At 70.7% G+C, this 20,728-nt stretch carries 23 protein-coding genes and 1 pseudogene; 11 read left to right on the top strand and 13 right to left on the bottom strand.

Annotated features, from left to right (window positions below; translation table 11 throughout):
* The 4 genes and pseudogenes from VM306_RS05800 to VM306_RS05785 all read left to right on the top strand — a co-directional run.
* A pseudogene (locus VM306_RS05800) lies at positions 1 to 504 on the top strand (AfsR/SARP family transcriptional regulator); the annotation flags it as partial.
* A gap of 85 nt (positions 505 to 589) precedes the next feature.
* Positions 590 to 1,747, top strand: a complete 1,158-nt coding sequence (locus VM306_RS05795; RefSeq protein WP_325511667.1) for an LLM class flavin-dependent oxidoreductase — start codon at positions 590 to 592, stop codon at positions 1,745 to 1,747.
* 4 nt (positions 1,748 to 1,751) lie between these two features.
* Positions 1,752 to 2,177: a MarR family winged helix-turn-helix transcriptional regulator gene (locus VM306_RS05790; protein WP_325511665.1), complete on the top strand. Its 426-nt coding sequence runs from the start codon at positions 1,752 to 1,754 to the stop codon at positions 2,175 to 2,177.
* Positions 2,174 to 2,842, top strand: a complete 669-nt coding sequence (locus VM306_RS05785; RefSeq protein WP_325511663.1) for a CE1759 family FMN reductase — start codon at positions 2,174 to 2,176, stop codon at positions 2,840 to 2,842. Before VM306_RS05790 ends, VM306_RS05785 begins: the two co-directional genes overlap by 4 nt.
* Here the strand turns inward: VM306_RS05785 and VM306_RS05780 are convergent.
* The gene (locus VM306_RS05780; RefSeq protein ID WP_325511661.1) at positions 2,839 to 3,669 is read right to left on the bottom strand and encodes an SDR family NAD(P)-dependent oxidoreductase; all 831 of its coding nucleotides are present in this window, start codon (positions 3,667 to 3,669) and stop codon (positions 2,839 to 2,841) included. The two genes, VM306_RS05785 and VM306_RS05780, sit on opposite strands and share 4 nt — an antisense overlap.
* Positions 3,670 to 3,726: 57 nt before the next feature.
* On the opposite strand from VM306_RS05780, the gene VM306_RS05775 reads away from it, so the two are divergent.
* The gene (locus tag VM306_RS05775) at positions 3,727 to 4,383 is read left to right on the top strand and encodes a TetR/AcrR family transcriptional regulator (RefSeq protein ID WP_325511659.1); all 657 of its coding nucleotides are present in this window, start codon (positions 3,727 to 3,729) and stop codon (positions 4,381 to 4,383) included.
* On the opposite strand, the gene VM306_RS05770 is transcribed toward VM306_RS05775, so the two are convergent.
* The 3 genes from VM306_RS05770 to VM306_RS05760 are packed head-to-tail and all read right to left on the bottom strand — an operon-like array spanning position 4,380 to position 6,834.
* Positions 4,380 to 5,123 carry an ABC transporter permease gene (locus VM306_RS05770; protein WP_325511657.1) on the bottom strand — a complete coding sequence of 248 codons (744 nt, stop codon included), beginning with the start codon at positions 5,121 to 5,123 and terminating at the stop codon, positions 4,380 to 4,382. The genes VM306_RS05775 and VM306_RS05770 overlap by 4 nt on opposite strands.
* Positions 5,120 to 5,848, bottom strand: a complete 729-nt coding sequence (locus tag VM306_RS05765) for an ABC transporter ATP-binding protein (protein WP_325511655.1) — start codon at positions 5,846 to 5,848, stop codon at positions 5,120 to 5,122. The genes VM306_RS05770 and VM306_RS05765 overlap by 4 nt, the downstream gene beginning before the upstream one ends.
* Positions 5,845 to 6,834 (bottom strand): ABC transporter substrate-binding protein, encoded by a 990-nt coding sequence (locus VM306_RS05760; protein WP_325511653.1) that lies wholly within the window; start codon positions 6,832 to 6,834, stop codon positions 5,845 to 5,847. Before VM306_RS05760 ends, VM306_RS05765 begins: the two co-directional genes overlap by 4 nt.
* Positions 6,835 to 6,888: 54 nt before the next feature.
* On the opposite strand from VM306_RS05760, the gene VM306_RS05755 reads away from it, so the two are divergent.
* Together VM306_RS05755 and VM306_RS05750 are read left to right on the top strand one after the other, a co-directional pair.
* On the top strand, positions 6,889 to 7,149 hold the full coding sequence (locus VM306_RS05755; RefSeq protein ID WP_325511651.1) for a hypothetical protein: 261 nt from the start codon (positions 6,889 to 6,891) through the stop codon (positions 7,147 to 7,149).
* A 112-nt stretch (positions 7,150 to 7,261) separates the two neighbouring features.
* Positions 7,262 to 7,402, top strand: coding sequence for a hypothetical protein (locus VM306_RS05750; protein ID WP_325511649.1), 141 nt, complete (start codon positions 7,262 to 7,264; stop codon positions 7,400 to 7,402).
* Here the strand turns inward: VM306_RS05750 and VM306_RS05745 are convergent.
* From VM306_RS05745 to VM306_RS05725, 5 genes are all read right to left on the bottom strand, one after another.
* Entirely contained in the window at positions 7,387 to 7,761 is a 375-nt protein-coding gene (locus tag VM306_RS05745) for a YciI family protein (protein WP_325511647.1), read from the bottom strand. The genes VM306_RS05750 and VM306_RS05745 overlap by 16 nt on opposite strands.
* Before the next feature lie 94 nt (positions 7,762 to 7,855).
* Complete coding sequence (locus tag VM306_RS05740) at positions 7,856 to 9,502, bottom strand: GMC family oxidoreductase (RefSeq protein WP_325511645.1); 1,647 nt, start codon at positions 9,500 to 9,502, stop codon at positions 7,856 to 7,858.
* A complete protein-coding gene (locus tag VM306_RS05735; RefSeq protein WP_325511643.1) occupies positions 9,499 to 9,777 on the bottom strand; it encodes a hypothetical protein in 279 nt (92 codons plus the stop codon). Before VM306_RS05735 ends, VM306_RS05740 begins: the two co-directional genes overlap by 4 nt.
* Positions 9,778 to 9,827: 50 nt before the next feature.
* Complete coding sequence (locus VM306_RS05730) at positions 9,828 to 10,160, bottom strand: putative quinol monooxygenase (RefSeq protein WP_325511641.1); 333 nt, start codon at positions 10,158 to 10,160, stop codon at positions 9,828 to 9,830.
* A 29-nt stretch (positions 10,161 to 10,189) separates the two neighbouring features.
* Positions 10,190 to 10,420: a hypothetical protein gene (locus VM306_RS05725; protein WP_325511639.1), complete on the bottom strand. Its 231-nt coding sequence runs from the start codon at positions 10,418 to 10,420 to the stop codon at positions 10,190 to 10,192.
* 98 nt (positions 10,421 to 10,518) lie between these two features.
* Here VM306_RS05725 and VM306_RS05720 point away from each other — a divergent pair, with 98 nt between their 5' ends.
* Positions 10,519 to 12,483 carry an MDR family MFS transporter gene (locus VM306_RS05720; RefSeq protein WP_325511669.1) on the top strand — a complete coding sequence of 655 codons (1,965 nt, stop codon included), beginning with the start codon at positions 10,519 to 10,521 and terminating at the stop codon, positions 12,481 to 12,483.
* An 81-nt stretch (positions 12,484 to 12,564) separates the two neighbouring features.
* Here VM306_RS05720 and VM306_RS05715 read toward each other — a convergent pair whose 3' ends face one another.
* Complete coding sequence (locus VM306_RS05715; protein WP_325511637.1) at positions 12,565 to 13,011, bottom strand: hypothetical protein; 447 nt, start codon at positions 13,009 to 13,011, stop codon at positions 12,565 to 12,567.
* A gap of 115 nt (positions 13,012 to 13,126) precedes the next feature.
* The gene (locus tag VM306_RS05710; protein WP_325511635.1) at positions 13,127 to 15,745 is read right to left on the bottom strand and encodes an AfsR/SARP family transcriptional regulator; all 2,619 of its coding nucleotides are present in this window, start codon (positions 15,743 to 15,745) and stop codon (positions 13,127 to 13,129) included.
* A 278-nt stretch (positions 15,746 to 16,023) separates the two neighbouring features.
* Between VM306_RS05710 and VM306_RS05705 the strand changes: the two genes are divergently transcribed.
* Positions 16,024 to 16,875, top strand: coding sequence for an endonuclease/exonuclease/phosphatase family protein (locus VM306_RS05705; protein WP_325511633.1), 852 nt, complete (start codon positions 16,024 to 16,026; stop codon positions 16,873 to 16,875).
* On the opposite strand, the gene VM306_RS05700 is transcribed toward VM306_RS05705, so the two are convergent.
* Positions 16,872 to 17,162 carry a DUF1905 domain-containing protein gene (locus VM306_RS05700; protein ID WP_325511631.1) on the bottom strand — a complete coding sequence of 97 codons (291 nt, stop codon included), beginning with the start codon at positions 17,160 to 17,162 and terminating at the stop codon, positions 16,872 to 16,874. The genes VM306_RS05705 and VM306_RS05700 overlap by 4 nt on opposite strands.
* A gap of 268 nt (positions 17,163 to 17,430) precedes the next feature.
* Between VM306_RS05700 and VM306_RS05695 the strand changes: the two genes are divergently transcribed.
* The gene (locus tag VM306_RS05695) at positions 17,431 to 17,985 is read left to right on the top strand and encodes a helix-turn-helix domain-containing protein (protein WP_325511629.1); all 555 of its coding nucleotides are present in this window, start codon (positions 17,431 to 17,433) and stop codon (positions 17,983 to 17,985) included.
* A 5-nt stretch (positions 17,986 to 17,990) separates the two neighbouring features.
* On the top strand, positions 17,991 to 20,150 hold the full coding sequence (locus VM306_RS05690) for an MMPL family transporter (RefSeq protein WP_325511627.1): 2,160 nt from the start codon (positions 17,991 to 17,993) through the stop codon (positions 20,148 to 20,150).
* A 175-nt stretch (positions 20,151 to 20,325) separates the two neighbouring features.
* On the opposite strand, the gene VM306_RS05685 is transcribed toward VM306_RS05690, so the two are convergent.
* Complete coding sequence (locus tag VM306_RS05685; RefSeq protein ID WP_325511625.1) at positions 20,326 to 20,655, bottom strand: DUF6292 family protein; 330 nt, start codon at positions 20,653 to 20,655, stop codon at positions 20,326 to 20,328.
* Positions 20,656 to 20,728 lie beyond the last annotated feature (73 nt).

Here is a 20,728-nt window from a genome sequence, read left to right as displayed (position 1 = left end):
GGGTCTTCGGCGGACCTGCGGGTGCTCGTCGACGTGACGGAGGCCGACCTGCGGGTGCGGCTCGGTGACCTCGGCGAGGCGGGCGCCCTGCTCGACGGCGTCGAGCCGCTGCTCCGCGACACCACGCACCGGACGCGGACGCTGGCCGGCAGCACGCGGGCCGCGCTGTGCCTGGCACGGGGTGACGTGACGGGCGCGGAGGTGGCGTTGAGGAAGGCACGTGCCGCCGCACTGGCGTCGGGAGAGTTGCCGGTCCTGTCGCTGGTGGCGGTGATCGCGGCCGCGCTCGCCGAGGCGCTCGGACGACGGCGCGAACCGGCCGTGCTGCTCGGGGCGGCGGCCCGGCTGCGAGGCGCGCACGAGCGCACCGACCACCGGGTTCGTGAGCTCGTCCTCCGCTGCGAAGCCGCGCTCGGCGCCGAGGAGTACGCCTCGGCGTACGCGCAGGGCTGGGACCTGACCCCGGACGCCGCCGCGGCGCTGACCGATCCCTCTGGCGTGTGACCTGCGCGATGGGAATAGCTCGGAGCCCTGCGCGTTAAGGTAGATGCAAACGCATTAATCACCAGACTTGAAGGAGGCGGGGACCGTGCAGTTCGGAGTGTTCTCGGTGAGCGACATCACCAGGGATCCGGTGAGCGGCGAGACCCCCAGCGAGGCCGAGCGGATCGACGCGATCGTGCAGATCGCCGAGAAGGCCGAGGAGGTCGGGCTCGACGTGTTCGCGATCGGCGAGCACCACAACCCGCCGTTCTTCTCGTCGGCGCCCACCACGCTGCTCTCGCACATCGCGGCGAAGACCAGGAAGCTGATCGTCAGCACCGCGACGACGCTGATCACCACGAACGACCCGGTGCGCATCGCCGAGGAGTACGCGATGCTGCAGCACCTGGCGAAGGGCCGCATGGACCTGATGCTGGGCCGCGGTAACACCGCGCCGGTCTACCCGTGGTTCGGCGCCGACATCCGGCAGAGCCTGCCGCTGGCGCTGGAGAACTACAACCTGCTGCACCGGTTGTGGCGCGAGGACGTCGTGGACTGGGAGGGGAAGTTCCGCACCCCGTTGCAGGGATTCACCTCCACGCCGCGGCCGCTCGACGACGTGCCGCCGTTCGTGTGGCACGGGTCGATCCGCACGCCGGAGATCGCGGAGCAGGCCGCCTACTACGGCGACGGCTTCTTCGCCAACAACATCTTCTGGCCGAAGGAGCACTACATGCGGCTGATCAAGTTCTACCGCCAGCGGTACGCGCACTACGGCCACGGCACGGAGAAGCAGGCGATCGTCGGTCTCGGCGGCCAGGCGTACATCGCCAAGCGGTCGCAGGACGCGATCAAGGAGTTCCGCCCGTACTTCAACGAGGCCCCCGTCTACGGCCACGGGCCGCGGATGGAGGACTTCATGGAGCAGACGCCGCTGTCGGTCGGCAGCCCGCAGGAGATTATCGACAAGACGCTGACCTTCCGCGAGCACTTCGGCGACTACCAGCGCCAGATGTTCCTGATGGACCACGCCGGCCTGCCGCTCAAGACCGTGCTCAACCAGCTCGACCTGCTGGGCGAGGAGGTGGTCCCGGTGCTGCGCAAGGAGATCGAGTCGCGCCAGGACCCCGAGACCGCCAAGCCGCCGACGCACGCGGGCCGCGTCAGGGACAAGTACGGCGACAAGCCCGCGCGTCAGCCGAAGCCGAACGCCAACCGCGGCGACAACGTCACGGGCGGCTCGCCCTACCAGGACGCCGAGTAGGACCATGACCCGTGCGAACGAGGCGTGGGAGTCCCTGATGAGGGCCTACGCCGTGCTGATGAAGCAGTTCAACGCGGAGGACGTCTGGGGCGAGCTGACCATGCGGGAGTACGACGTGCTGTACCAGCTGTCTAAGTGCGACAGTCCACTCAGGATGAGTGAGCTGAACCGCCACGTGCTGCTGAGCCAGCCGGCCCTGTCCCGCATGGTCGACCGCCTGGTCGACCGGGGCCTGGTCGAACGCTGCCCCGATCTCGGCGACCGCCGGGGTGTGCGCCTGTCGCTCACCCCGGCGGGCCGGGAGACCCAGCGCGAGATCGGCCGCCCGCACGCCCGCAGCGTCACCAGAGCCCTGAGCGTGCTGAGCCAGGAAGAGCTCGACCAGCTCGCAGTGATCACCGGCAAACTGGCCGGGAACGAGGAGAGATGACCACACAGTTCCAGCTCGTGGTGGTGTCGGCCGGCACGAGCGACCCGTCGTCCACCCGCCTGCTCGCCGACCGCGTCGCCCAGCGCGCCGCCACCCTCGGGCAGCAGAAGCAGATGACCGTCGGCGTGCAGACCGTCGAGCTGCGCGAGCTCGCCGGTGAGATCGCGAACGCCCTGGTGTCCAACCACATCGGCGCCAAGCTGCAGAAGGCGATCACCGCGCTGCAGCACGCGGACGGCATCGTCGCGAGCACTCCCGTCTACAAGGCGGGCGCGAGCGGGCTGTTCACGTCGTTCTTCCAGATCCTCGACAACGACCTGCTGATCGCGAAGCCCGTCGTGCTCGCCGCGACCGCCGGCACCGCCCGGCACGCGCTCGTGGTCGACGACCAGATGCGCGGCCTGTTCGCCTACCTGCGCACGGTCGTGGTGCCGACGTCGCTGTTCGCCGCGACCGAGGACTGGACCGACCCCGGCCTGGGCAAGCGCATCGACCGCGCGGCCCTCGAACTGGTGGCGCTCATGGCCGCCGGGTTCGAGAAGACCGTCCGCGACGAGTCGTGGGGCCGCTACCAGCACGAGTTCGGCAGCGCGGGCGGCACCGAGCTGTCGATCGACTTCGACTCGGACCTGATGCGCCTCGCCGCGGGCGGGTCCGCAGGCTAGAAATCCGCACCGCGTGAGAGCTTCTCGTTCGCGAGAAGCTCCACGAGTGCGTGCTCGTGCATCGCAACGGCGGCGTCGTGCGCGGCGCCGCCGAGCACCAGCCGGTGCGGCGGCTCTGGCGCGTTCATCGCGCTGATCACGGCCCGCACACCGCGTTCGGGATCGCCCGGCTGCTTGCCGTCCTGCTCCGCGAACGTCGCCCGGATGCCCTTCACCAGCTCGGCGTAGGCATCGACGGTCTCGTCGACCGGTTCGTCCTGGAAACCCGCGTAAGCCTTGGTGCGGAACGATCCCGGCTCGACCACCAGCACGCGCACGCCGAACGGCGCGACCTCCTGGCGCAGCGTCTCCGACAGGCCTTCGAGCGCGAACTTCGCCGCCGAGTAGTAGCCGAAGCCCTCCACGCCGACGAGCCCCGCCAGCGATGACATGGTCACGATCCAGCCGCCGCCGCGTGCCCTCATGCCCGGCAGGACCGCGCGCACCACCTCCACCACCGCGAACAGGTTGAGGTCGAACGTGCGGCGGACCGTCTCGCCGGGAGTGCCCTCCACCGAGCCGTACCAGCCGCGGCCCGCGTTGTTGACGAGGACGTCGATGCCGCCGAACCGCTCCTCCGCCGCCGCGACCGCTGCCCGCACCTGCCCGGCGTCGGTGACGTCGAGCGGCAGCACCAGCACGCGGTCGCCGTGCGCCGCCGCCCATTCCTCCAGCTCGGCGGGGCGGCGCGCGGTCAGCACCACCCGGTCCCCGAGCTCCAGCGCCGCCTCGGCGTAAGCCATCCCGAACCCGCCGGGCGTCCCACCGGTGATGAACCAGGTCCTCATGAGCTTCTCCCTTCGCTATAGCGCTCAATGTAGCGCTATATGGGCTACTATAGCGACATGCAGAACGCACGGGATCGGCTCCTGCTGGCGGCCGCGGAGTTGCTGGAGAACGGCGGCACGGTGTCCACGAGGGCGGTGTGCGACCGCGCCGGTGTGCAGGCGCCGACGCTCTACCACCACTTCGGCAGCAAGCAGGGCCTGATCGACGCCGTGCTCAACCACGGCTTCACCCAGTACATGGCGGTGGAGAGCTCCGGTGACCCGCTCGGCGACCTGCGGGCGGGCTGGGACCAGCACGTGCGGTTCGGGCTGGAGCACCCGTCGTTCTACGGCCTGCTCTACGGCCGCGCCGAACCGGGCAAGCCCTGCGCCGTCACCGCGCCGGCACACGCCGCGCTGCGCGAACGGTTCACCGAGGCCGCCAGGAAGGGGCTGCTGAAGGCACCGGCGGACGACGCCGCGGAGCAGGTCCTCGCCGCGAACGTCGGCGTCACGCTGACCCTGATCTCCCAGCCGGAGCCGGACTTCGGCCTGTCCGAGCGCGTGCGCGAGTCCGCACTGGCCGGAGTGCTGCACGTCCCGGCCGCCGAGGCGGCGGCGAGCCGCAAGAGCTCGGCGCTCACGCTCCGCGCGCTGGTCGACGAAGACCCCGGAGACCTCACGCCGGGCGAGCGCGCGTTGCTCGGCGAGCTGCTCGACCGGCTGGCCCGCTAACGGCGTTCCTCCGCCCAGGGCACCAGCTTCCGCTCCGCGAACGACAATCCGTAGAACAGCCCGACGCTGATGACCGCGAGCAGTGCCATCGCCGCGAACGCCAGCGCGGTGTTGGCGCTGCCGCCCGACTGCGAGATCACGAAGCCCAGCCCTGCCCCGGAGCCGACGAACTCCCCGATCACCGCGCCGATGACGGCGAGCGTGACCGCCACCTTCAGCCCGACGAAGATCTGCGGCAACGCGTGCCACAGCCGCAGCTTGAAGAACTCGTGCGTGCGGGTGGCGTCCAGCGACCGGAACAGCTCCACCAGCTCCTGGGGCGTCGACTTCATGCCGGACGCGGTCGAGAGGACGATCGGGAAGATCGACACCAGGACGACCATGACCACCTTCGACGAGATGCCGAACCCGAACCATACCACCACGAGCGGCGCCAGGGCGACCTTCGGCACGGCGTTGAGCGCCACCAGCAACGGGTAGAACATCCGCTCCAGCACCCTCGACCCCACGATCAGCAACGCCACCGGCACACCGACCACAACGGACAGTGCGAACCCGGACACCGCCTCCCACAACGTGATGACGGCCTGCTCGAGCAGATACCCCGGCAGCTCCAGGAACTCGGCCACCACGTCGGCCGGTGACGGGACGAGGAACGGCTCGATGCCGAAGACGATCGTCGCCAGCCACCACAGACCGACCATGGCCAGCAGACCCAGCACCGGCAACGCGGTCCTCACACCGTCACCTCGCCCAGCACCGCCCGCAACGACCGGCTCACCTCGTCCAGCTCCACCTGCCCGAGAGCGCGCGGCCGCGGCAGGCGGACGTCGACGACCGCGTGGACGCGGCCGGGTCGCGGGGTGAGCACGACGATCCGGTCGGCGAGCAGCACGGCCTCGTCGATGGAGTGCGTGACGAACAGGACCGAACGCGGGTGCTCCCGCTGAACCCGTTGGAGTTCCAGGGAAAGGTCGGTGCGCGTGATCGCGTCGAGCGCGGAGAACGGCTCGTCCATCAGCATCACCCGCGGGCTCTGGATCAACGACCGGCACAGCGACACCCGCTGCTGCATGCCGCCCGACAGCTCGTGCGGCAGCCGTGTCGCGAACCCGCCCAGCCCGACCAGCTCCAGGAGCTCGTGCGCACGGGCCCTGTGGTCGCGCAGGCCGAGGATCTCGGCCGGCAGCAGGACGTTGGCCAGCACCGTCCGCCACGGCAGCAACGCCGGGCGCTGGAACATGACCGAGACGTCCCGGCGCGGCCTCGTGACCTCCTCCCCCGCCACGAAGACCCGTCCTCCGGTCGGCGTGAGGAGACCGGCGACGAGGCGCAGCAACGTCGACTTGCCACACCCCGACCGCCCGATCACCGCGACGAACTCGTGCTCGCCGACGTCCAGGTCGACGCCCTCCACCGCCCGCACGCCGCCGAAGGTGTGCGAGACCTGGTGCAGGCTGATCACTTCGGGGCCAGCCCGAAGGACACGAGGTCGGCGGGGCGCACCGACCCGTCGGGGATCGCGCCCGCCTCGACGAGCGTCTGGATGATCTTCTCGACGCGGAGCTCGTTCAGGCCGCCGACGCGTCCGGTGTAGCCGGGCGGGCTGACGAACGGCTCCATCAGCCTGACCTCGGTGTTGGCCACGATCACGTCCTGGGCCGGTTGGTACTTCTTGAGGATCGGCCCGACCTCGTCCGGGTGCTCGACCGAGTACTCCAGGCCCTTCAGCAACGCCCCGGCGAACCTCCCGGCCAGCTCGGCCCTGTTCGCAGCGATCTCCTTCGACGTCACCAGCGCGTTGCCGTAGAGGTCCGGCACGAGGTCGCCGTACGGCAGCACCACCGCCTTCCTGCCCTTCGCCGCCGCCTCGATCAGCGGCTTGCCGACGACGAACTGGCCGATGCCGTCGACCTGTCCCGCGGCGAGCAGCTGCGGCAGGGCGGGCGGGGCGGACGGCACGAACTGGACGGTGTCCGGGTCGATTCCCGCCGCCTTGGCGTAGACGGGGAACATCACCTGGTTGGTCGAGCCCGGCTGGTCGCCGATCCTCTTGCCGGCCAGGTCGGCGGGCTCGCGGATCCCACCGCCCTCCAGCGCCACGATCGCGGCGAGCGACTTCTGCTGCACGGCCGCGATCGTGGTGACCGGCAGCCTCTCCCTGGCGACGGTGATCGCGGTGGCGGTGAAGTCCGCGACGCCGAAGTCCGCTCTGCCGCCCGCGACCAGCTTGAGCACGTCGACGCTGCCGGTGCCGGGCGTGATCGTGACGTCGAGCCCGGCCTCGTCGAAGAAGCCCTTCTCCTGCGCCACGTAGGCGTAGGCGTCACGGCCGAACGTGTTGAACGACGTCAGGTAGCTGACCTCGGTCTTCTCCCGCGCCGGTGGTGGCGGTGTCCCGCACCCGGCGACGACCAGCGTGAGCAGAACGGCTGAAACCGCTTTCCGCATGTTCCCTCCCCCGGAGGCACCCTCGTGCTCGAACATAGGGGGTGGGGAGGACGGATGAACACGACCGGCACCGTTCCGACGCGCACGCTGGAAGTACTGGACCGGTTCGGAGCACTCGGGCCGGTGCGGGTGGGCGATCGGATCCCCGGCCTGTGGGTGTTCGGGCTGCGCGGACCGGTGCGCCTGCGCGAGCTGCGCCGGGACTCGTTCGTGGCGCTGCACCTCACCGACTCGGGCCTGCGCGCCCACGCCTGCTTCCGCCCGGATCGTCGGTGCGCGACCGCTTCGGCCTCGGGGACGCCGTGGTGCCGATGAGGCCGGACGCACACGTGGCCCACACCGCAACCGGCTCGTCGAGCTGAAGGACCTCGGCGAGAACGCGGGCGAGCCGCTGGACATCGCGCCGGGCGACGTCAGCGTGCGCACGGTGTCCGACGCGGCGCTGGACCTGGAGGGGCCGCACGTCCTCGCCGCTCTCGACGGCGAGGACGTGCGGCTGCACCCCGGTGGGCCCTGTTCCCTGGACGGCGAGTGGTTCGTCGTCGAGCTGGGCTACTTGGTCAGGTAGGGCTCGATGTCCTCGAACTCGACGACCTGGCGCACCTCGACCGACATCTCCTCGACGCCGGCGAAGCAGGTGATGTACTCCTCGGCGATCGCCGTGGCCTCGGCCAGGTCCTTCGCGTTGATCAGCAGGAACCCGCCGACGACCTCCTTGGCCTCGGCGAACGGGCCGTCGACCGACCTGATCGCCGTGCCGCGCCTGCGCACCACCGCGCCGACCTTCTGCACGCCCTCGGCACCGAGCATGACGCCGTCCGCCGTCAGCTTCCCGACGAACGCGTTCATCCGCTCGACGAGCTCCGGGTTCGGTTCCCAGGAGGCGTTGTCGTCCTCCTGGACCCGGTGCATGAGCATGAACCGCATGTTCTCTCTCCTCGTTGTCGACTGGCGGCGTCGCGCGCCACCACCCCTGCGTCGATCGACGTCGCGGAGCTTCGACATTCTGCGCGGAACTTCTTCAGCGTGCCCGCGACACGAGGTGATCGGCGGTGCGCAGGGCGAGCGCGGCCATCGTGAGCGACGGGTTCGACGTGCCGAGGGACGGCATGCTGCCGCAGCCCACCGCGTACAGGTTGGGGTGGTCCCAGCAGCGCTGCCACTCGTCCACGACGGAGTCGCGCGGCGACGCGCCCATCACGTGCGTGCCGCCGCTGTGCCCGGCGCCCCAGTACCGGAGCGGTTCGCCCTTGTGTTCGAGGTAGTTCCCGTCGTCCGGCTTGTACGCCGTGAAGTCCTCGGCCCCGAGCATCTCGAAGATGCGGTCGGACACCCGTTTCGCCGCCAGCAGGCCGTCCTTCACGTAGTCGGAGAGCTCGTAGTGGACGGACGGCCGTGGGGTGCCGAGCGCGTCGGGGTCCGGTGCGAGCGTGACGCGGTTCGCCGGGTCGGCCTCCTGCTCGACCTCGATCTGGAGGCTGAACTGCCGGCTCACGCGGTCCGCCACCGCCTTGCGCAGCGCTGCGCCCCGCAGGCCCGCCGCGACGAACTCGGCCGTGTCCGAACTGGGGCTGCCCGCAGGCCAGCCCCAGCCCCAGTTGCCGATCTCGATGCGGAACGGCGCCCGCGCACGGCGCTCGGGACCTGACCGGAACGTCTCGATGCCGGTCGTCGAGCCCGGTCCGCGGAACGGGCCGACCGGGTGCGGCATCAGCGCCCACGTCAGCAGCACCGGGTGGCCCATGAGGTTGCGGCCGACCTGGCCGCTGCTGTTCGCGAGTCCGGACAGCAGCAGCAGCTTGGCGTTCTCGATGGCGTGCGCGGCGAGGACGACGACGTCGGCCTCCTCCTCGTGACAGGTGTGCGCGCCGGTCGTGTCGTCCTCGTAGCGCTGGTAGCTGACCTTCGTGATGCGGCCGGACTGGTCGGCGTGCACGCGGTTCACCACGCACCGGGTGCGCAGCTCGACGGTGGACGACCACCGCTTCTGCGTCCGATGAGGCGTGTACTTGGCGTTCTCCGGGCAGACCGGCACGCAGCTCGCGAAACCGGCGCAGAGGCGTCCGTCTGGCTGGTAGCCGTCGACCGGGACACCGTTGCGCGCCTGCGGTGTGCCGACGACCAGGAGCTCGCGGCCGTCGATCCGTTGACCGTCCACAACGGACGCGACGGTGTCGTCGAGGAACGTGCGGGGCAACGCGTGCATCGGATAGCGGTAGCCGTCGGCGACGGGAACGTGCTGTCGTTGCTCGTCGGCGTCGGCGGCGATCCCGATCTCCCACTCCGCCGCGCGGTAGTACGGCTCCAGGTCGTCGTAGGACAGCGGCCAGTTGCGGCCGCGCCCGAGGTCGCCGGTGCGGAAGTCGTCGGGGCGCATCCGGGGTGTGATGCCGGTCCAGGCGGTACCGGTGCCCCCGTTCATGCGCAGGTACGGGCTCCCGAGCGAGTGCGGCCCGGTGGTGACCACGTAGTCGCTCGACGGCGCGGCGGCGGTCGTGCGGAACGGTACGAGCGGCGTCCTGACCACCGCGGTGCGGTACCTGCCGACCGCGTCGTCGTGGTCGGCCTCGGCGCCCGCCTCCAGCACGAGCACGCGGAACCCGTTGTCCCCCAGCACCTTCGCGACCAGCGAGCCGGCGAACCCCGCGCCGACGACCACGGCCCTCACCGGAGGCCGTTCCCAGGTCTGCGTTCCCAGCTGCCGAAGCCGGGCCCGCGGGTGCCCGGCGCGGCGACCCCGGCGGCCTTCCACGCGAGCCCTTCGGCGTAGGCGCGGGCGCTCGGAACGGTCCCGCGCCAGACCCCGGTGTACCAGAGCTGGATGATCTCGGCCTCGGACGCGCCCTCGGCCAGCGCGCGGTACTGCTCGACCAGTCCGGTCGACCTCAGCTCCTCCGCCGAGAACCCGGTCAGCTCGGCGGACAACTCCACGAAGGTGTCCATCGCGCCATCCTCACGGTGCGACCGCCCGCGCTCAACGATCCGGGCCAGGCTCACCCGCGTGGCGGAACCTCCATCTCGCCGAGCCGCGACCAGTCGTCCTGCTCGACGACCTGGCTGACGATGCGCGGCGTCTCGGCCAGGTACTGCGGCAGTTCCTTTTGAGCGTTCTTGAAGTGCGCGGAGTTCACGTGCGCACCGCCCGCGTCGCCGTCGCGGAACGCCTCGACCAGCACGTACTCGTTCGGGTCTTCGAGGCTGCGCGACCAGTCGAACCACAGGCAGCCGGGTTCGGCGCGGGTGGCCTCGGTGAAGCTCCTGCTGAGGTCGGGCCAGGCCTCGGCGTGCTCGGGCAGGACGCGGAACTTGGCGGTGATGAAGATCAAGGCAGCCTCCTTCGTGCTCTGCCCCGACCCTAGGACTCCTCGGTGAGCGGGACCAGCGCACCGGCCGGCGCCGGCGTCACCCGCGCCACGGCGGTGTCGTGTTCTGGCTGGTCCGGCCGGGTCACGCGGAAGCCGTGCGGCACGACCGACAGCGGGTTCCCGGCCGTGAACCCGACCATCCCGACGGCCACCGAGTCGGACCGGCCGTGGTCTTCGGCGTTGTGAAAGCGGACCACCATGCCATCGGGCTTTGACGTCACCGAACACCACGAGCGCGGCCTTTGCCCCCATCGTGCCCTTCCCCTCCGCCCGGCCTGCGGAGCCGGGAAACCTGCGCCATCATCGCCCGGTGCCCGAGATGATCGACACCCGCCGGCGGAACCTGGTCGTCGCGGCCGTGCTGCTCGCCATGCTGCTGGCCGCCCTCGACCAGACGATCGTGTCCACCGCGCTGCCGACGATGGTGGCCGATCTCGGGGGCGGCGCGCACCTGTCGTGGGTGGTGACGTCGTACCTGCTCGCCGAGACGATCATGACGGTGCTGATCGGCAAGTTCGGCGACCTCTACGGCCGCAAGCGGACGTTCGTGATCAGCGTCGCGCTGTTCCTGGTCGGGTCGTTCTTCGCGGGCTGGTCGGAGTCGATGGGCACGCTCATCGCGTTCCGCGCGGTGCAGGGCCTCGGCGCGGGCGGGCTCATGGTCACCTCGACGGCGATCATCGCGGACGTCGTGCCGTTGAAGGACCGCGGCAAGTTCCAGGGCTTCGCGGGCGCGGTGTTCGGCATCGCGACCGTGGCGGGGCCGTTGCTCGGCGGGTTGTTCGTGGACCACCTGAGCTGGCGCTGGGCGTTCTACGTGAACATCCCGCTGGGCATCGCCGTCGTGTGCGTGGCGCTGGCCGCCCTGCCGACCATCAGGACCGACGCCCGTCCGAAGATCGACTACGCCGGCATCGCGCTGATCGCGCTGGCGGCGACCGGGCTGACGCTGGTCACGAGCTGGGGCGGCACCGAGTACCCGTGGACGTCACCGACGATCCTGGGGATGGCGGCCGGGTCGGTCGTCCTGCTGGTGGCGTTCGTGCTCGTCGAGCAGCGCGCGGCCGAGCCGATGCTGCCGATGAGGCTGTTCCGCAGCAGGGTGTTCACGGTGTCGGGCATCCTGAGCTTCGTCGTCGGGTTCGCGATGCTCGGCGGCATCACGTACCTGCCGATCTACCTGCAGTACGCGCGCGGCGAGTCGGCCACGTCGTCCGGCCTGTGGATGCTGCCGCTGATCGCCGGGCTGATGGCGACCGCGCTGCTGACCGGCAACACCATCAGCCGCACCGGCAAGTACCGGGCCTTCCCGCTCGCGGGCTCGGCCGGGCTCTCGATCGGCCTGTTCCTGCTGTCCAGACTGGACGCTTCCACCAGCTACTGGGCCATGGGCGCGTTCATGGCGGTGCTGGGCGCGGGCATCGGCCTGGTCATGCAGGTGCCGGTGATCGTCGTGCAGAGCACCACGAACTACAGCGACCTCGGCGTCGCGACGTCCGGCATCAGCTTCCTGCGCACGATGGGCAGCTCGTTCGGCGTCGCGATCTTCGGCACGATCTACGCCAACCAGCTGCCGCACCACCTGGTGGTCCCGCCGGGCGTCGACCCGCGCGCCATCGCGAGCCCGGCCGCCGTCCACGCGCTGCCCGAGGCCGTCAAGGCGCCGATCGTCACCGGGTACGCCGAAACCGTGCAGACGATGTTCCTGATCGCCGCCCCGATCGGCCTCGTCGCCCTGGCCGTGGCGTTCTTCCTGCCCCAGGTGCAGCTGCGCGACACCTCCCGTGCGGCCGCGGCCGGCAACAACGGCGTGGGCGAGAGCTTCGCCGCGCCACCGTCCAACTCCTACGACGAACTGCGCAGGCTGGTGTCCGCGGTCGCAGCCCGGTCCGGCGGCACCCCCGGCCCGGCCGTGCTCCGCCGCTCGGGCGTCGACCTGCCGCTGGAACAGGCCTGGCTGCTCGGCCGCGTGTACAAGGCGTCGAGGGACGACTGCGTGGCCACGCTCGACGAGATCGGCGAGATGACCTCGGTCCCCGGCGGCATCTTCGAGCCGACCGCGCAGACCCTCGTGCGGTCGGGGCACCTGGCGTTCAACGACGACGGCTACCGGTTCACCGACCGGGGCGCGGACGTGTTCGCCCAGCTCGTGCAGGCGTGGCGGCGCTGGCTGCTCGACCAGCTGGAGGACTGGCACGAGCCGGACCAGCGCGACTTCGCGCGGGCGCTCGACTCGTTCACCGACGAGCTGATCGAGAGCGGCCGGCAGATGAGCCGGGTCTAGGGCGCGGCTCGACCGCTGGATTCGTCCTGGACGTTCAACCTTTGCCGGACACGCCCCGGGGATCCGGCCAAAGGCTCCTGGTCAGGTCCGCCTGCGGCTCGCGATCTTGTCGGAGAGCTGCTGCACGTGGGCGGGGTCCGCGTCCCGGGCGAGGGAGACGTAGTGGTCCATGACGGCCGGCCGGTAGCGCACGGGCAGCGTCTGTCCCGGGGCGAGCCGGGTGAGCTCGGTGATCGTGAGGTCTTCGTCCGCGATACCGCGGAACGAGACGCCGTCGGCGGTCTCCACGTCGAACATCAGGACCACGCGTGGATTGCTGTTGACCTCCCGCCAGCCGACGAGAACGCCGAGCGCAAGCACCCCCGTGCGCAGTTCCGCGGCGCGCTTCCGTGCATCACCGCTCAGGAGCGGGTTCGGGGCGATGCCCGGGAAGCCGGGCCCGACACCGAGTGATTCCCGACTCAGGTCGGGCCTGAGCTGCTCCATCAGATCGTTCAGACCGTTGCGCTTCTTCTTCCAGCCGAACATCCCGACCCCTCCCTCACACCGGTGCCGTGATGTCGGCTTGGTGCTTCGCCCCCACTGTGATTGTACGTCGCGGCCATTCCCGCCCTCTGTCGCATCGCCCCGTCCCGAACCCCGCCTATCTGTCGGACACGCCCTGAATCCGGTTCGCCAGGGCCGTCTCCTCCGCGGTGCGGCCCTGCTCCCGGTACAGCTCCAGCGCCCGTTCCCACTGCTCGCGCGCCAGATCGGCCTCCCCCGCCGCCGCGTGGACGTCGCCGAGGTGCTCCCGCACCGTCGCCTCCTCGGCGGAGTTGTCCAGCTCCCGGTACAGCCGCACCGCCTCGCGGTAGTGCGCGACGGCGTCCGCGTGCCTGCCGTCGTGGTGGGCGATGTGGGCAAGACTGTCCAAAGTGGCCGCCGAGCCCTCCGCGTGGCCGAGCTTGCCGTTGAGCAGCACGGCTTCCTCGCAGAACGTGCGCGCCTCGGCGTAGCGGCCCAGGCACGCGTACCGCCAGCCGGCCTCGTTCAGCGCCTCGGCCTCGCGGATCTCCGACCCGGCCGCGCGGAACTGCTCCAGCGCCCGCAGCGAGTGGTCCAGGGCCTTCTCCAGGTCGCCCTCGAACTCCGCCGCCCACGCCATCGCCCGGTGCGCGCCGCCGTGCGCCTCGTGGTCGCCGATGCCGTCGAAGAGCCTCAGGGCGTGGTCGAAGTGCCGGTGTCCCCACGACGACTGGCGCAGCTCGACGTAGTTCGCGCCGAGGCACATGTGCGCGGTGGCCTGCTTGAGGTCGTCGCCCAGCGCTTCCGCGGCGCGCAGGGCCACCAGCCACGCCTCGACGTCGTCGTGGGTGCGGCCGCGGCGGAGGTGGTAGTTGTTCAGCGTGCGGCCGATCATCCAGGCGACGTCGAAGTCCTTGTGCTCCAATGCTTGCCGTTGCTCGGTCAGCAGGCAGGCGTGCTCGGCGTCGAACCAGGCCATCACGGCGGCACTGTCGTCGAAGGCGAGGACGTGACCGCTTTCGTGGTCCGGCAACACCTTGTGCGGTTCCAGCGTGAGCGCGGCGGCCCGAGCGGTGGAGGCGTAGAAGTCGGCCAGCCGCGACCCCGCGTCGGCCAGGAGGTCCGCCGCGTACAGCCCGACCAGGTCGTGCATCCGGAAGCGGCCCGGCACGTGCTGCTGCACGAGGTGCGCGTTCTCCAGCTCGCGCAGCACCATCCGCGTCCGCGTGACGGGCCTGTCCAGCAGTGCGGCGGCCGCCGCGAGGCTGACATCCGCCGTGCCCACGGTCCCCAGCAGCCCGAACGCGCGCGCCGCCTCGTCCGACAGCGCCGCCACGGACCAGGAGAAGACCGCGCGCAGGTTCGTGCCGATCTCGCCCGCGTCCAGTGCGTCGAGCCGTTGTTCCCGCAGCTCCCCGGCGAAGACCGCCAGCGGGAAGTCCGGCTCCATCGCGGCCCGCGCGGCGACGATCGACAACGCCAGCGGCAGGCCGCCGCACCAGGTCACCAGGTCCGCGACCACCTCGGGTTCCGCCGCGACACGAGCGGCGCCGAGCCGTGCGACGAGGAACTCGCGGGCGTCGGCCGGGTCCAGCACGTCGAGCGAGACCGACCTGGCGCCGTGCGCGGCCACCAGTCCCGCCAGTTTGAGCCGGCTCGTGACGAGCACCGTGGCGTCCGGGCCGGGCAGCAGCGGGACGACCTGCTCGGTGGAGCGGGCGTTGTCGAGCAACACCAGCATGCGCCGGCCTCGCACCACACCTCGGTAGCGCGCGGCCCGTGCGTCCAGTCCCTGCGGAATCGTCTCCTCCCCCAGCGCCTCCAGGAACTCGCGCAGCACCGCCTCGGGCGGCGTCGGTTCGGCGGCCGGGTCGAAGCCGCGCAGGTTGACGTAGAGCTGGCCGTCGGGGAACTCGTCGAGGTGCCGGTGGGCCCAGTGCACCGCGAGGGCCGTCTTCCCGATGCCGCCCGTCCCGCCGATGGTGGTGGTGCCGGGCGACGTCAGTGCGGCCAGCTCCTCCGCGCGTCCGGTGAACCACGGGTGCGGCGCGGGCAGCTGCCGAGGACTCACCGCGGAACCCCCGGTCAGGATGCGCTGGTGCGCGTCCTGCAACGGCTTGCTCGGGTCCACGCCGAGCTCGTCGGCCAGCCGGCGGCGCATGGTGTCGTAGTGCAGCAACGCCTCCGCGTCGTTGCCAGACCTGTGCAGAGCGAGCATCAGTTGCGCGGCAAGCCGTTCGTCGTGCGGGCGCTCGTCGGCCGCCCGCCGCAACTCGGGCAACAGCGCCGAACACCGGCCGGCTGCGAGCGCCGCGTCGTTGCGATCCAGTTCCACGGCAAGGCGTTCCGCGTGCAGGCTCTCCCGCAGCGCGTCGAACCACTCCGACTCGAGCCCCTCGACCGCCTGACCGCGCCACAACGCCAGCGCCTCGTCCAGCGCGCCCTCCCGCACCAGTGCGCGGAAGCGGAACAGGTCGACCTGCTCCGGGCTCACGGTGAGCCGGTACCCCGCGGGCGACCGCTCGATGTCCAGCCCGAGCAGCTTGCGCAGCTTCGACACGTACCCGTAGAGGGTCTCGCGGGCCCGCAACGGCGCCCGTTCACCCCAGACGCGATCGAGCAACCGGTCGACGGGCACGGGCCTGCCCTGCTCCACCAGCAGCGCGACCAGCACCGACCGTTGCCGGACGTGGCCGACGTCGACCAGCGCACCGCGGTCGCGCACCTCCACGGCGCCGAGCAGCCCGAACTCCACTCTTCACTCCTCAGCAGCGGATTCAAGGTTCATCCTAGGTTCACCGGGCACCGTCCTCGCCGAGGGAAGGCCCCGGTCACCAACGACCCGGCAGCCCAGCCACGGGGCCTTCCCCTGCACCACCCGCGCGGCGAGAGATCACCCGAGCGGACCAGGGCGAACGCGTTTCTCCACATGCGACCCTGGATCTGCTGCGAAGTGACCGCAGCAGGTACGCGGTCCTGCGCCGCATCCGAGGCCGCTTCCTCGCCCGCCACCGCACGGGCGAGACCTCAGTCGTGGCAAGCGGTCGCGAGTCGTGGGTCGGCTGGGTCGAGCTCACCACCGAACCCATCAGCGAGCTCGCGACCCGCCACACGGCCCAGGTGATGCGCGACGTCGGCGCCCACGTCCTCGGCGTGGTGGAGGCGGAGTCGCGCGAGCTGCTGCGCATGTTCTCCGCCAGCGTGCTCAAGCACGTCGGCTGGACCCCGTACGAGGAGGTCCACCTCATCGACGGCAACGACGAGCGCGGCATCAACGTCGGCCTGCTGACCCGTGACGCGCACGAGGTCATCACCATCAGGACCCACGTGTACGCGCGGGACAAGTCCGGCGTCGTCTTCTCCCGCGACTGCGCCGAGTACCACGTCCGCACCCCGGCGGGCCCCGAGGTGGTCCTCCTCGTGAACCACCTGAAGTCCAAGGGCTACGGCACACCCGGCGACCCGTTGGGCGCCCGCCGCCGCTTCCGCCAGGCCGTCCGCATCGCCCGTATCGTGAACCGCCTGCGCGACGAGGGCCACGAGCACATCGCCGTGGTCGGCGACCTCAACGACACCGCCGACAGCGAGGCGCTGCGCCCGTTGTTCCAGCGCACCGGTCTGCGCGACATCAGCGAGCACGAGGACTTCGACTGGGACCACCGCCTCGGCACGTACCGCGGCGTGAACGAGAAGGGCAAGATCGACTACGTCCTGCTGACCCCTGCGCTGTTCGCGAAAGCCGTCGGCGGCGGCATCTTCCGCAAGGGCGTGTGGCGCGGCCCGCGGACCAGGAACCGCTGGGACGTCTACGAAACCATGACCGGCGAGGTGCACGCGGCCAGCGACCACGCCGCGATCTACGCCGACATCGACTGGAACCGCTAGACGAGCTCGACCGTCACCTCGATGACGTCCCCCGGCCCCACGTCGTTCTTCTTGCGCACCGCGGCTTTCACCGGAAGGACGTAGCACCCCGACTGCTTGTCGGGGAAGACCGAGGTGGACCAGGTGCTGGCCCCGACGCCGGCGCGCACCTTCACCGACCCGAAGCCCGCGCCGGGCACGGCGACGTCGCGGATCTGGTCCGAGACGTCCTCGGGCAGCGTCACGAAGGTCCACGTGTCCATGCGGCGGGCGTCCCAGAGCCACAGCTCCGCGTCGAAGACGAACATCGGCCCATTCTCACAGAGCTCGACCCTCACGCGGTCTGGCGAAGCACATCCGGACCGAACCCCGTCCCGTCGTCCGACGTAGCTGCCAGTCACCTCGACAACCACAGCTCCCACAACTCCACCCCTGCCGGGTTTCTCTCGGTCACCACGGGTATCCAGACTTGCGTCTCGACCCGAAGCCACTCCCCCGATGGAGTGATGAAGGCCACCGACCGGTTCGGTCGGTTTACCTACCGAACCGGTCGGTAAACGGCGTAAAGTCGAAGTCATGCCACGACCGCTCAGGGCAGGCGTCGACGAGAAGATCCTCGACGCCGCCGCCGCTCTCTTCGCGCGGCACGGCTTCGAGCAGACCTCGCTGAAGTCGCTCGCCGACGCCGTCGGCCTGTCCAAGGCCGGCCTGCTGCACCACTTCCCGAGCAAGGACGCTCTCTTCGAAGCGGCGTGGGAGCAGAGCCGCGTCATCTGCCGGCACGTGCTCGACCTGGTCGGCGACATGCCGGCGGGGACGGCGCGGGAGCGGCGGTCGATCGAGCTGCTCACCGACTACGCGCTGGACCGGCCTGGGATGGTCTCGCTGCTGTTCCGGTCGATGACGGCGCCGGGCGAGGACCCGCAGCAGGCGCAGGACGAGCTGCTGCTCAACGAGATGTTCGTCATCAAGCCCCAAGAAGAACTGCCGCGCGCCATCCGGATCGTCGGCGCGCTCAGCGCCATGGCCGTGCTCACCCTCCTGGCCAACCAGGAGAACGGTGACAAGACGACGTGGCGCCCCCTGATCCTCGCAACCTGTTATGACGCACTCGGGCACCGGGAGGCCTGACCACCATGGCGAAACTGCTCTACAGACTGGGAAAGGGTGCGCACAGGCACCGTCTCCTGGTCGTCCTGATCTGGCTGCTCGTGCTCGTCGGCTCCGGCGTCGGCGCCTTCACGCTGGGTGGCGAGACGTCGAACTCGATGTCCATCCCCGGGCAGGAGTCGACGACCGCGCTCGAGCGCATCCAGGAGAAGTTCGGCTCCGGTGAGACCGCCTCCGCCCGCGTCGTCCTCAAGGCGCCCGAGGGACAGAAGCTGCCGCAGCACGTCAAGGTGATCACCGACCTGGTGGCGGACGAGTCCGCGCTGAAAGGCGTGCGGTCGACGACGAACCCGCTCGACCCCGCGGCGCCGAGCGTCAACAAGGACGTCGACGTCGGCTACAGCACCGTCACCTACGACGTGAAGCCCGGTGAGGTCACCGACGAGCAGCGCGCCGAGCTCATCAAGGCCGTCGACAAGGCCCGCGCGGCCGGTCTGACCGTCGAGGTCGGCGGCACCGCGATGCAGGAGACCCCGCACGTCGGCGGTCCCACCGAGGCCGTCGGTGTCGTGCTCGCGCTCGTCGTGCTCGCGCTGACCTACGGCTCGCTCGTGACCGCCGGCATGAACCTGCTGAGCGCCGGCATCGGCGTCGGCATCGGCACGCTCGGCATCACCATCGTGAGCGGGTTCATGGACCTGCAGTCGACCACGCCGATCCTCGCCTCCATGCTCGGACTCGCGGTCGGCATCGACTACGCGCTGTTCATCATCAACCGCTACCGCCAGGAACTGCGCCGCGGCGCGGACGTCGGCCACGCCGTCGCCACCGCTGTCGGCACGGCCGGTTCCGCGGTCGTCACCGCCGGTCTGACCGTCGTCATCGCACTGGTGGGCCTCGCGATCGCGGGTATCCCGTTCCTCACGCAGATGGGCGTCTCGGCCGCGGCCACGATCGTCGTCTCGGTGCTGATCGCCATCACGCTGGTGCCCGCGGTCCTGAGCATGCTCGGCCGTCGCGTGCTGACCCGCAAGGAACGCGCCGCCACCGACGCCGCACCGAAGGACCGCGGCGTCATCCGCGGCTGGGGCGGCGCGATCACCCGCAACCGCGTGGTCGCACTGCTGCTCTCCGTCGTGGCGCTGGGCATCGTCTCGATCCCGGTGGCCTCCATGGACACCACGCTGATCCAGAAGCCGCCGGCGGGCTCCACGCAGGAGCGCGCCAACCAGCTCCTCGCGCAGGGCTTCGGCGAGGGCTTCAACGGCCCGATCATCGTGCTGGTGGAGGGCGAAGGCGCCGCCGCGACCGCCACCAAGGCCGCGGAGCCGATCGCGAAGCTGTCCGACGTCGCCCTCGTGACGCCCGCCCAGCCGAGCCAGGACGGCAAGTCCGCGATGGTCACGGTCATCCCGAAGTCCGGCCCGGACAGCACGGAGACCGAGCAGCTGGTCGCCGACCTGCGCGCGGAGCTGTCCGACCTGGACGGCGGCAAGGCCTACGTCACCGGCGCCACCGCCGTGAGCGTCGACGTCGCCACGTCCCTGGACCGCGCGCTGCCGATCTACCTGGCGGTCGTCGTGGGCCTCGCCCTGGTCCTGCTGGTCCTGGTGTTCCGCTCGCTGCTGGTTCCGGTCGTGGGCGTGCTGGGCTTCCTGCTCACCATCGGCGCGTCGCTGGGCGCCACGGTCGCGGTGTTCCAGTGGGGCTGGCTGGCCGGCGCGGTCAACCTCGACGGCACGGGCCCGCTGATCAGCCTCACGCCGATCCTGGTGATCGGCATCCTGTTCGGCCTGGCGATGGACTACCAGATCTTCCTGGTGTCCAGGATGCACGAGGCGCACCACCGGGGCGCCAAGGCGATCGAGTCCATCACCACGGGCTTCCGCCAGGCGGCCCCGGTCGTCGTGGCCGCGGCGCTGATCATGTTCTCGGTCTTCGCGGGCTTCGTCCCCGCGGGCGAGCCGACCGTGAAGTCGATCGCGTTCGCCCTGGCCGTGGGCATCTTCGTGGACGCCTTCGTGGTCCGCATGGTCCTGGTGCCCGCCGCACTGGCACTGCTGGGCGAACGCGCCTGGTGGCTGCCGAAGTGGCTGCGCTGGCTGCCGGAACTCGACGTCGAGGGCACCGCGCTGGACGAGCTGTCAGAGAACAAGAACAAGGCTGAGCCGGTCCCGGTCAGCTGATCCCGCCGAAAAGGTCCGCCCCATCCGCATCGCGGGTGGGGCGGACCCGTCTCACGAGCCGAACGGGGGCAACCCGGCGTCGACACTGCCTGGGCGACCACCTCGCAAGGTGACCATTCGCACGGCCGGTGCCCCCTTCGCTGGAACCGCAACCAGCGCACGCAACAAGACCCGCTCAAGCCACGTGCCCCGTCGGCGACACCGACGGGGCCCTCGTCACGAGCAACCGCCGAACCCACTTGGCCACCGTCCGGGGCGGCGGCTCCACCGCTCCCCTGAGATGCGCGACCACGGTGAGCTCGGCCCCACCGGGAGACTCCACCGCAACAGCCCAGCCGTGACCCGAGGTCCACAGCAGGGCGACATCAAGCCCGGGGTGATCAGCGAGCTCCCCGTCGACCGCGATGTAGACCCGTAAGGGCTTCTCACGGTCCACACAAGAAGACTCACCGCTGAGACCCAGTTCGCGCGTGACCCGCAACGCGTAGTCCAGCTCCACCGCCATCACGTCGACCGCCTTCCGCCCGCAGGGGGTAGCAGCGCCGACTGCTTGACGCACGGCGCGGATACCCCGATAG

This window comes from Lentzea sp. (assembly GCF_035525475.1).
GTDB lineage: Bacteria > Actinomycetota > Actinomycetes > Mycobacteriales > Pseudonocardiaceae > Lentzea.
Note: the sequence above shows the minus strand (reverse complement) of the source record. Positions and strands in the feature narration are given on the sequence as shown.

Coding starts and splice junctions, on each gene's coding strand:
- VM306_RS05695 (WP_325511629.1), top strand. CDS start 17,431: ATGCCACGACCGCTCAGGGCAGGCGTCGACGAGAAGATCCTCGACGCC.
- VM306_RS05745 (WP_325511647.1), bottom strand. CDS start 7,761: ATGCGGTTCATGCTCATGCACCGGGTCCAGGAGGACGACAACGCCTCC.
- VM306_RS05690 (WP_325511627.1), top strand. CDS start 17,991: ATGGCGAAACTGCTCTACAGACTGGGAAAGGGTGCGCACAGGCACCGT.
- VM306_RS05685 (WP_325511625.1), bottom strand. CDS start 20,655: ATGGCGGTGGAGCTGGACTACGCGTTGCGGGTCACGCGCGAACTGGGT.
- VM306_RS05760 (WP_325511653.1), bottom strand. CDS start 6,834: ATGCGGAAAGCGGTTTCAGCCGTTCTGCTCACGCTGGTCGTCGCCGGG.
- VM306_RS05785 (WP_325511663.1), top strand. CDS start 2,174: ATGACCACACAGTTCCAGCTCGTGGTGGTGTCGGCCGGCACGAGCGAC.
- VM306_RS05755 (WP_325511651.1), top strand. CDS start 6,889: ATGAACACGACCGGCACCGTTCCGACGCGCACGCTGGAAGTACTGGAC.
- VM306_RS05790 (WP_325511665.1), top strand. CDS start 1,752: ATGACCCGTGCGAACGAGGCGTGGGAGTCCCTGATGAGGGCCTACGCC.
- VM306_RS05780 (WP_325511661.1), bottom strand. CDS start 3,669: ATGAGGACCTGGTTCATCACCGGTGGGACGCCCGGCGGGTTCGGGATG.
- VM306_RS05775 (WP_325511659.1), top strand. CDS start 3,727: ATGCAGAACGCACGGGATCGGCTCCTGCTGGCGGCCGCGGAGTTGCTG.
- VM306_RS05700 (WP_325511631.1), bottom strand. CDS start 17,162: ATGTTCGTCTTCGACGCGGAGCTGTGGCTCTGGGACGCCCGCCGCATG.
- VM306_RS05715 (WP_325511637.1), bottom strand. CDS start 13,011: ATGTTCGGCTGGAAGAAGAAGCGCAACGGTCTGAACGATCTGATGGAG.
- VM306_RS05720 (WP_325511669.1), top strand. CDS start 10,519: ATGATCGACACCCGCCGGCGGAACCTGGTCGTCGCGGCCGTGCTGCTC.
- VM306_RS05735 (WP_325511643.1), bottom strand. CDS start 9,777: ATGGACACCTTCGTGGAGTTGTCCGCCGAGCTGACCGGGTTCTCGGCG.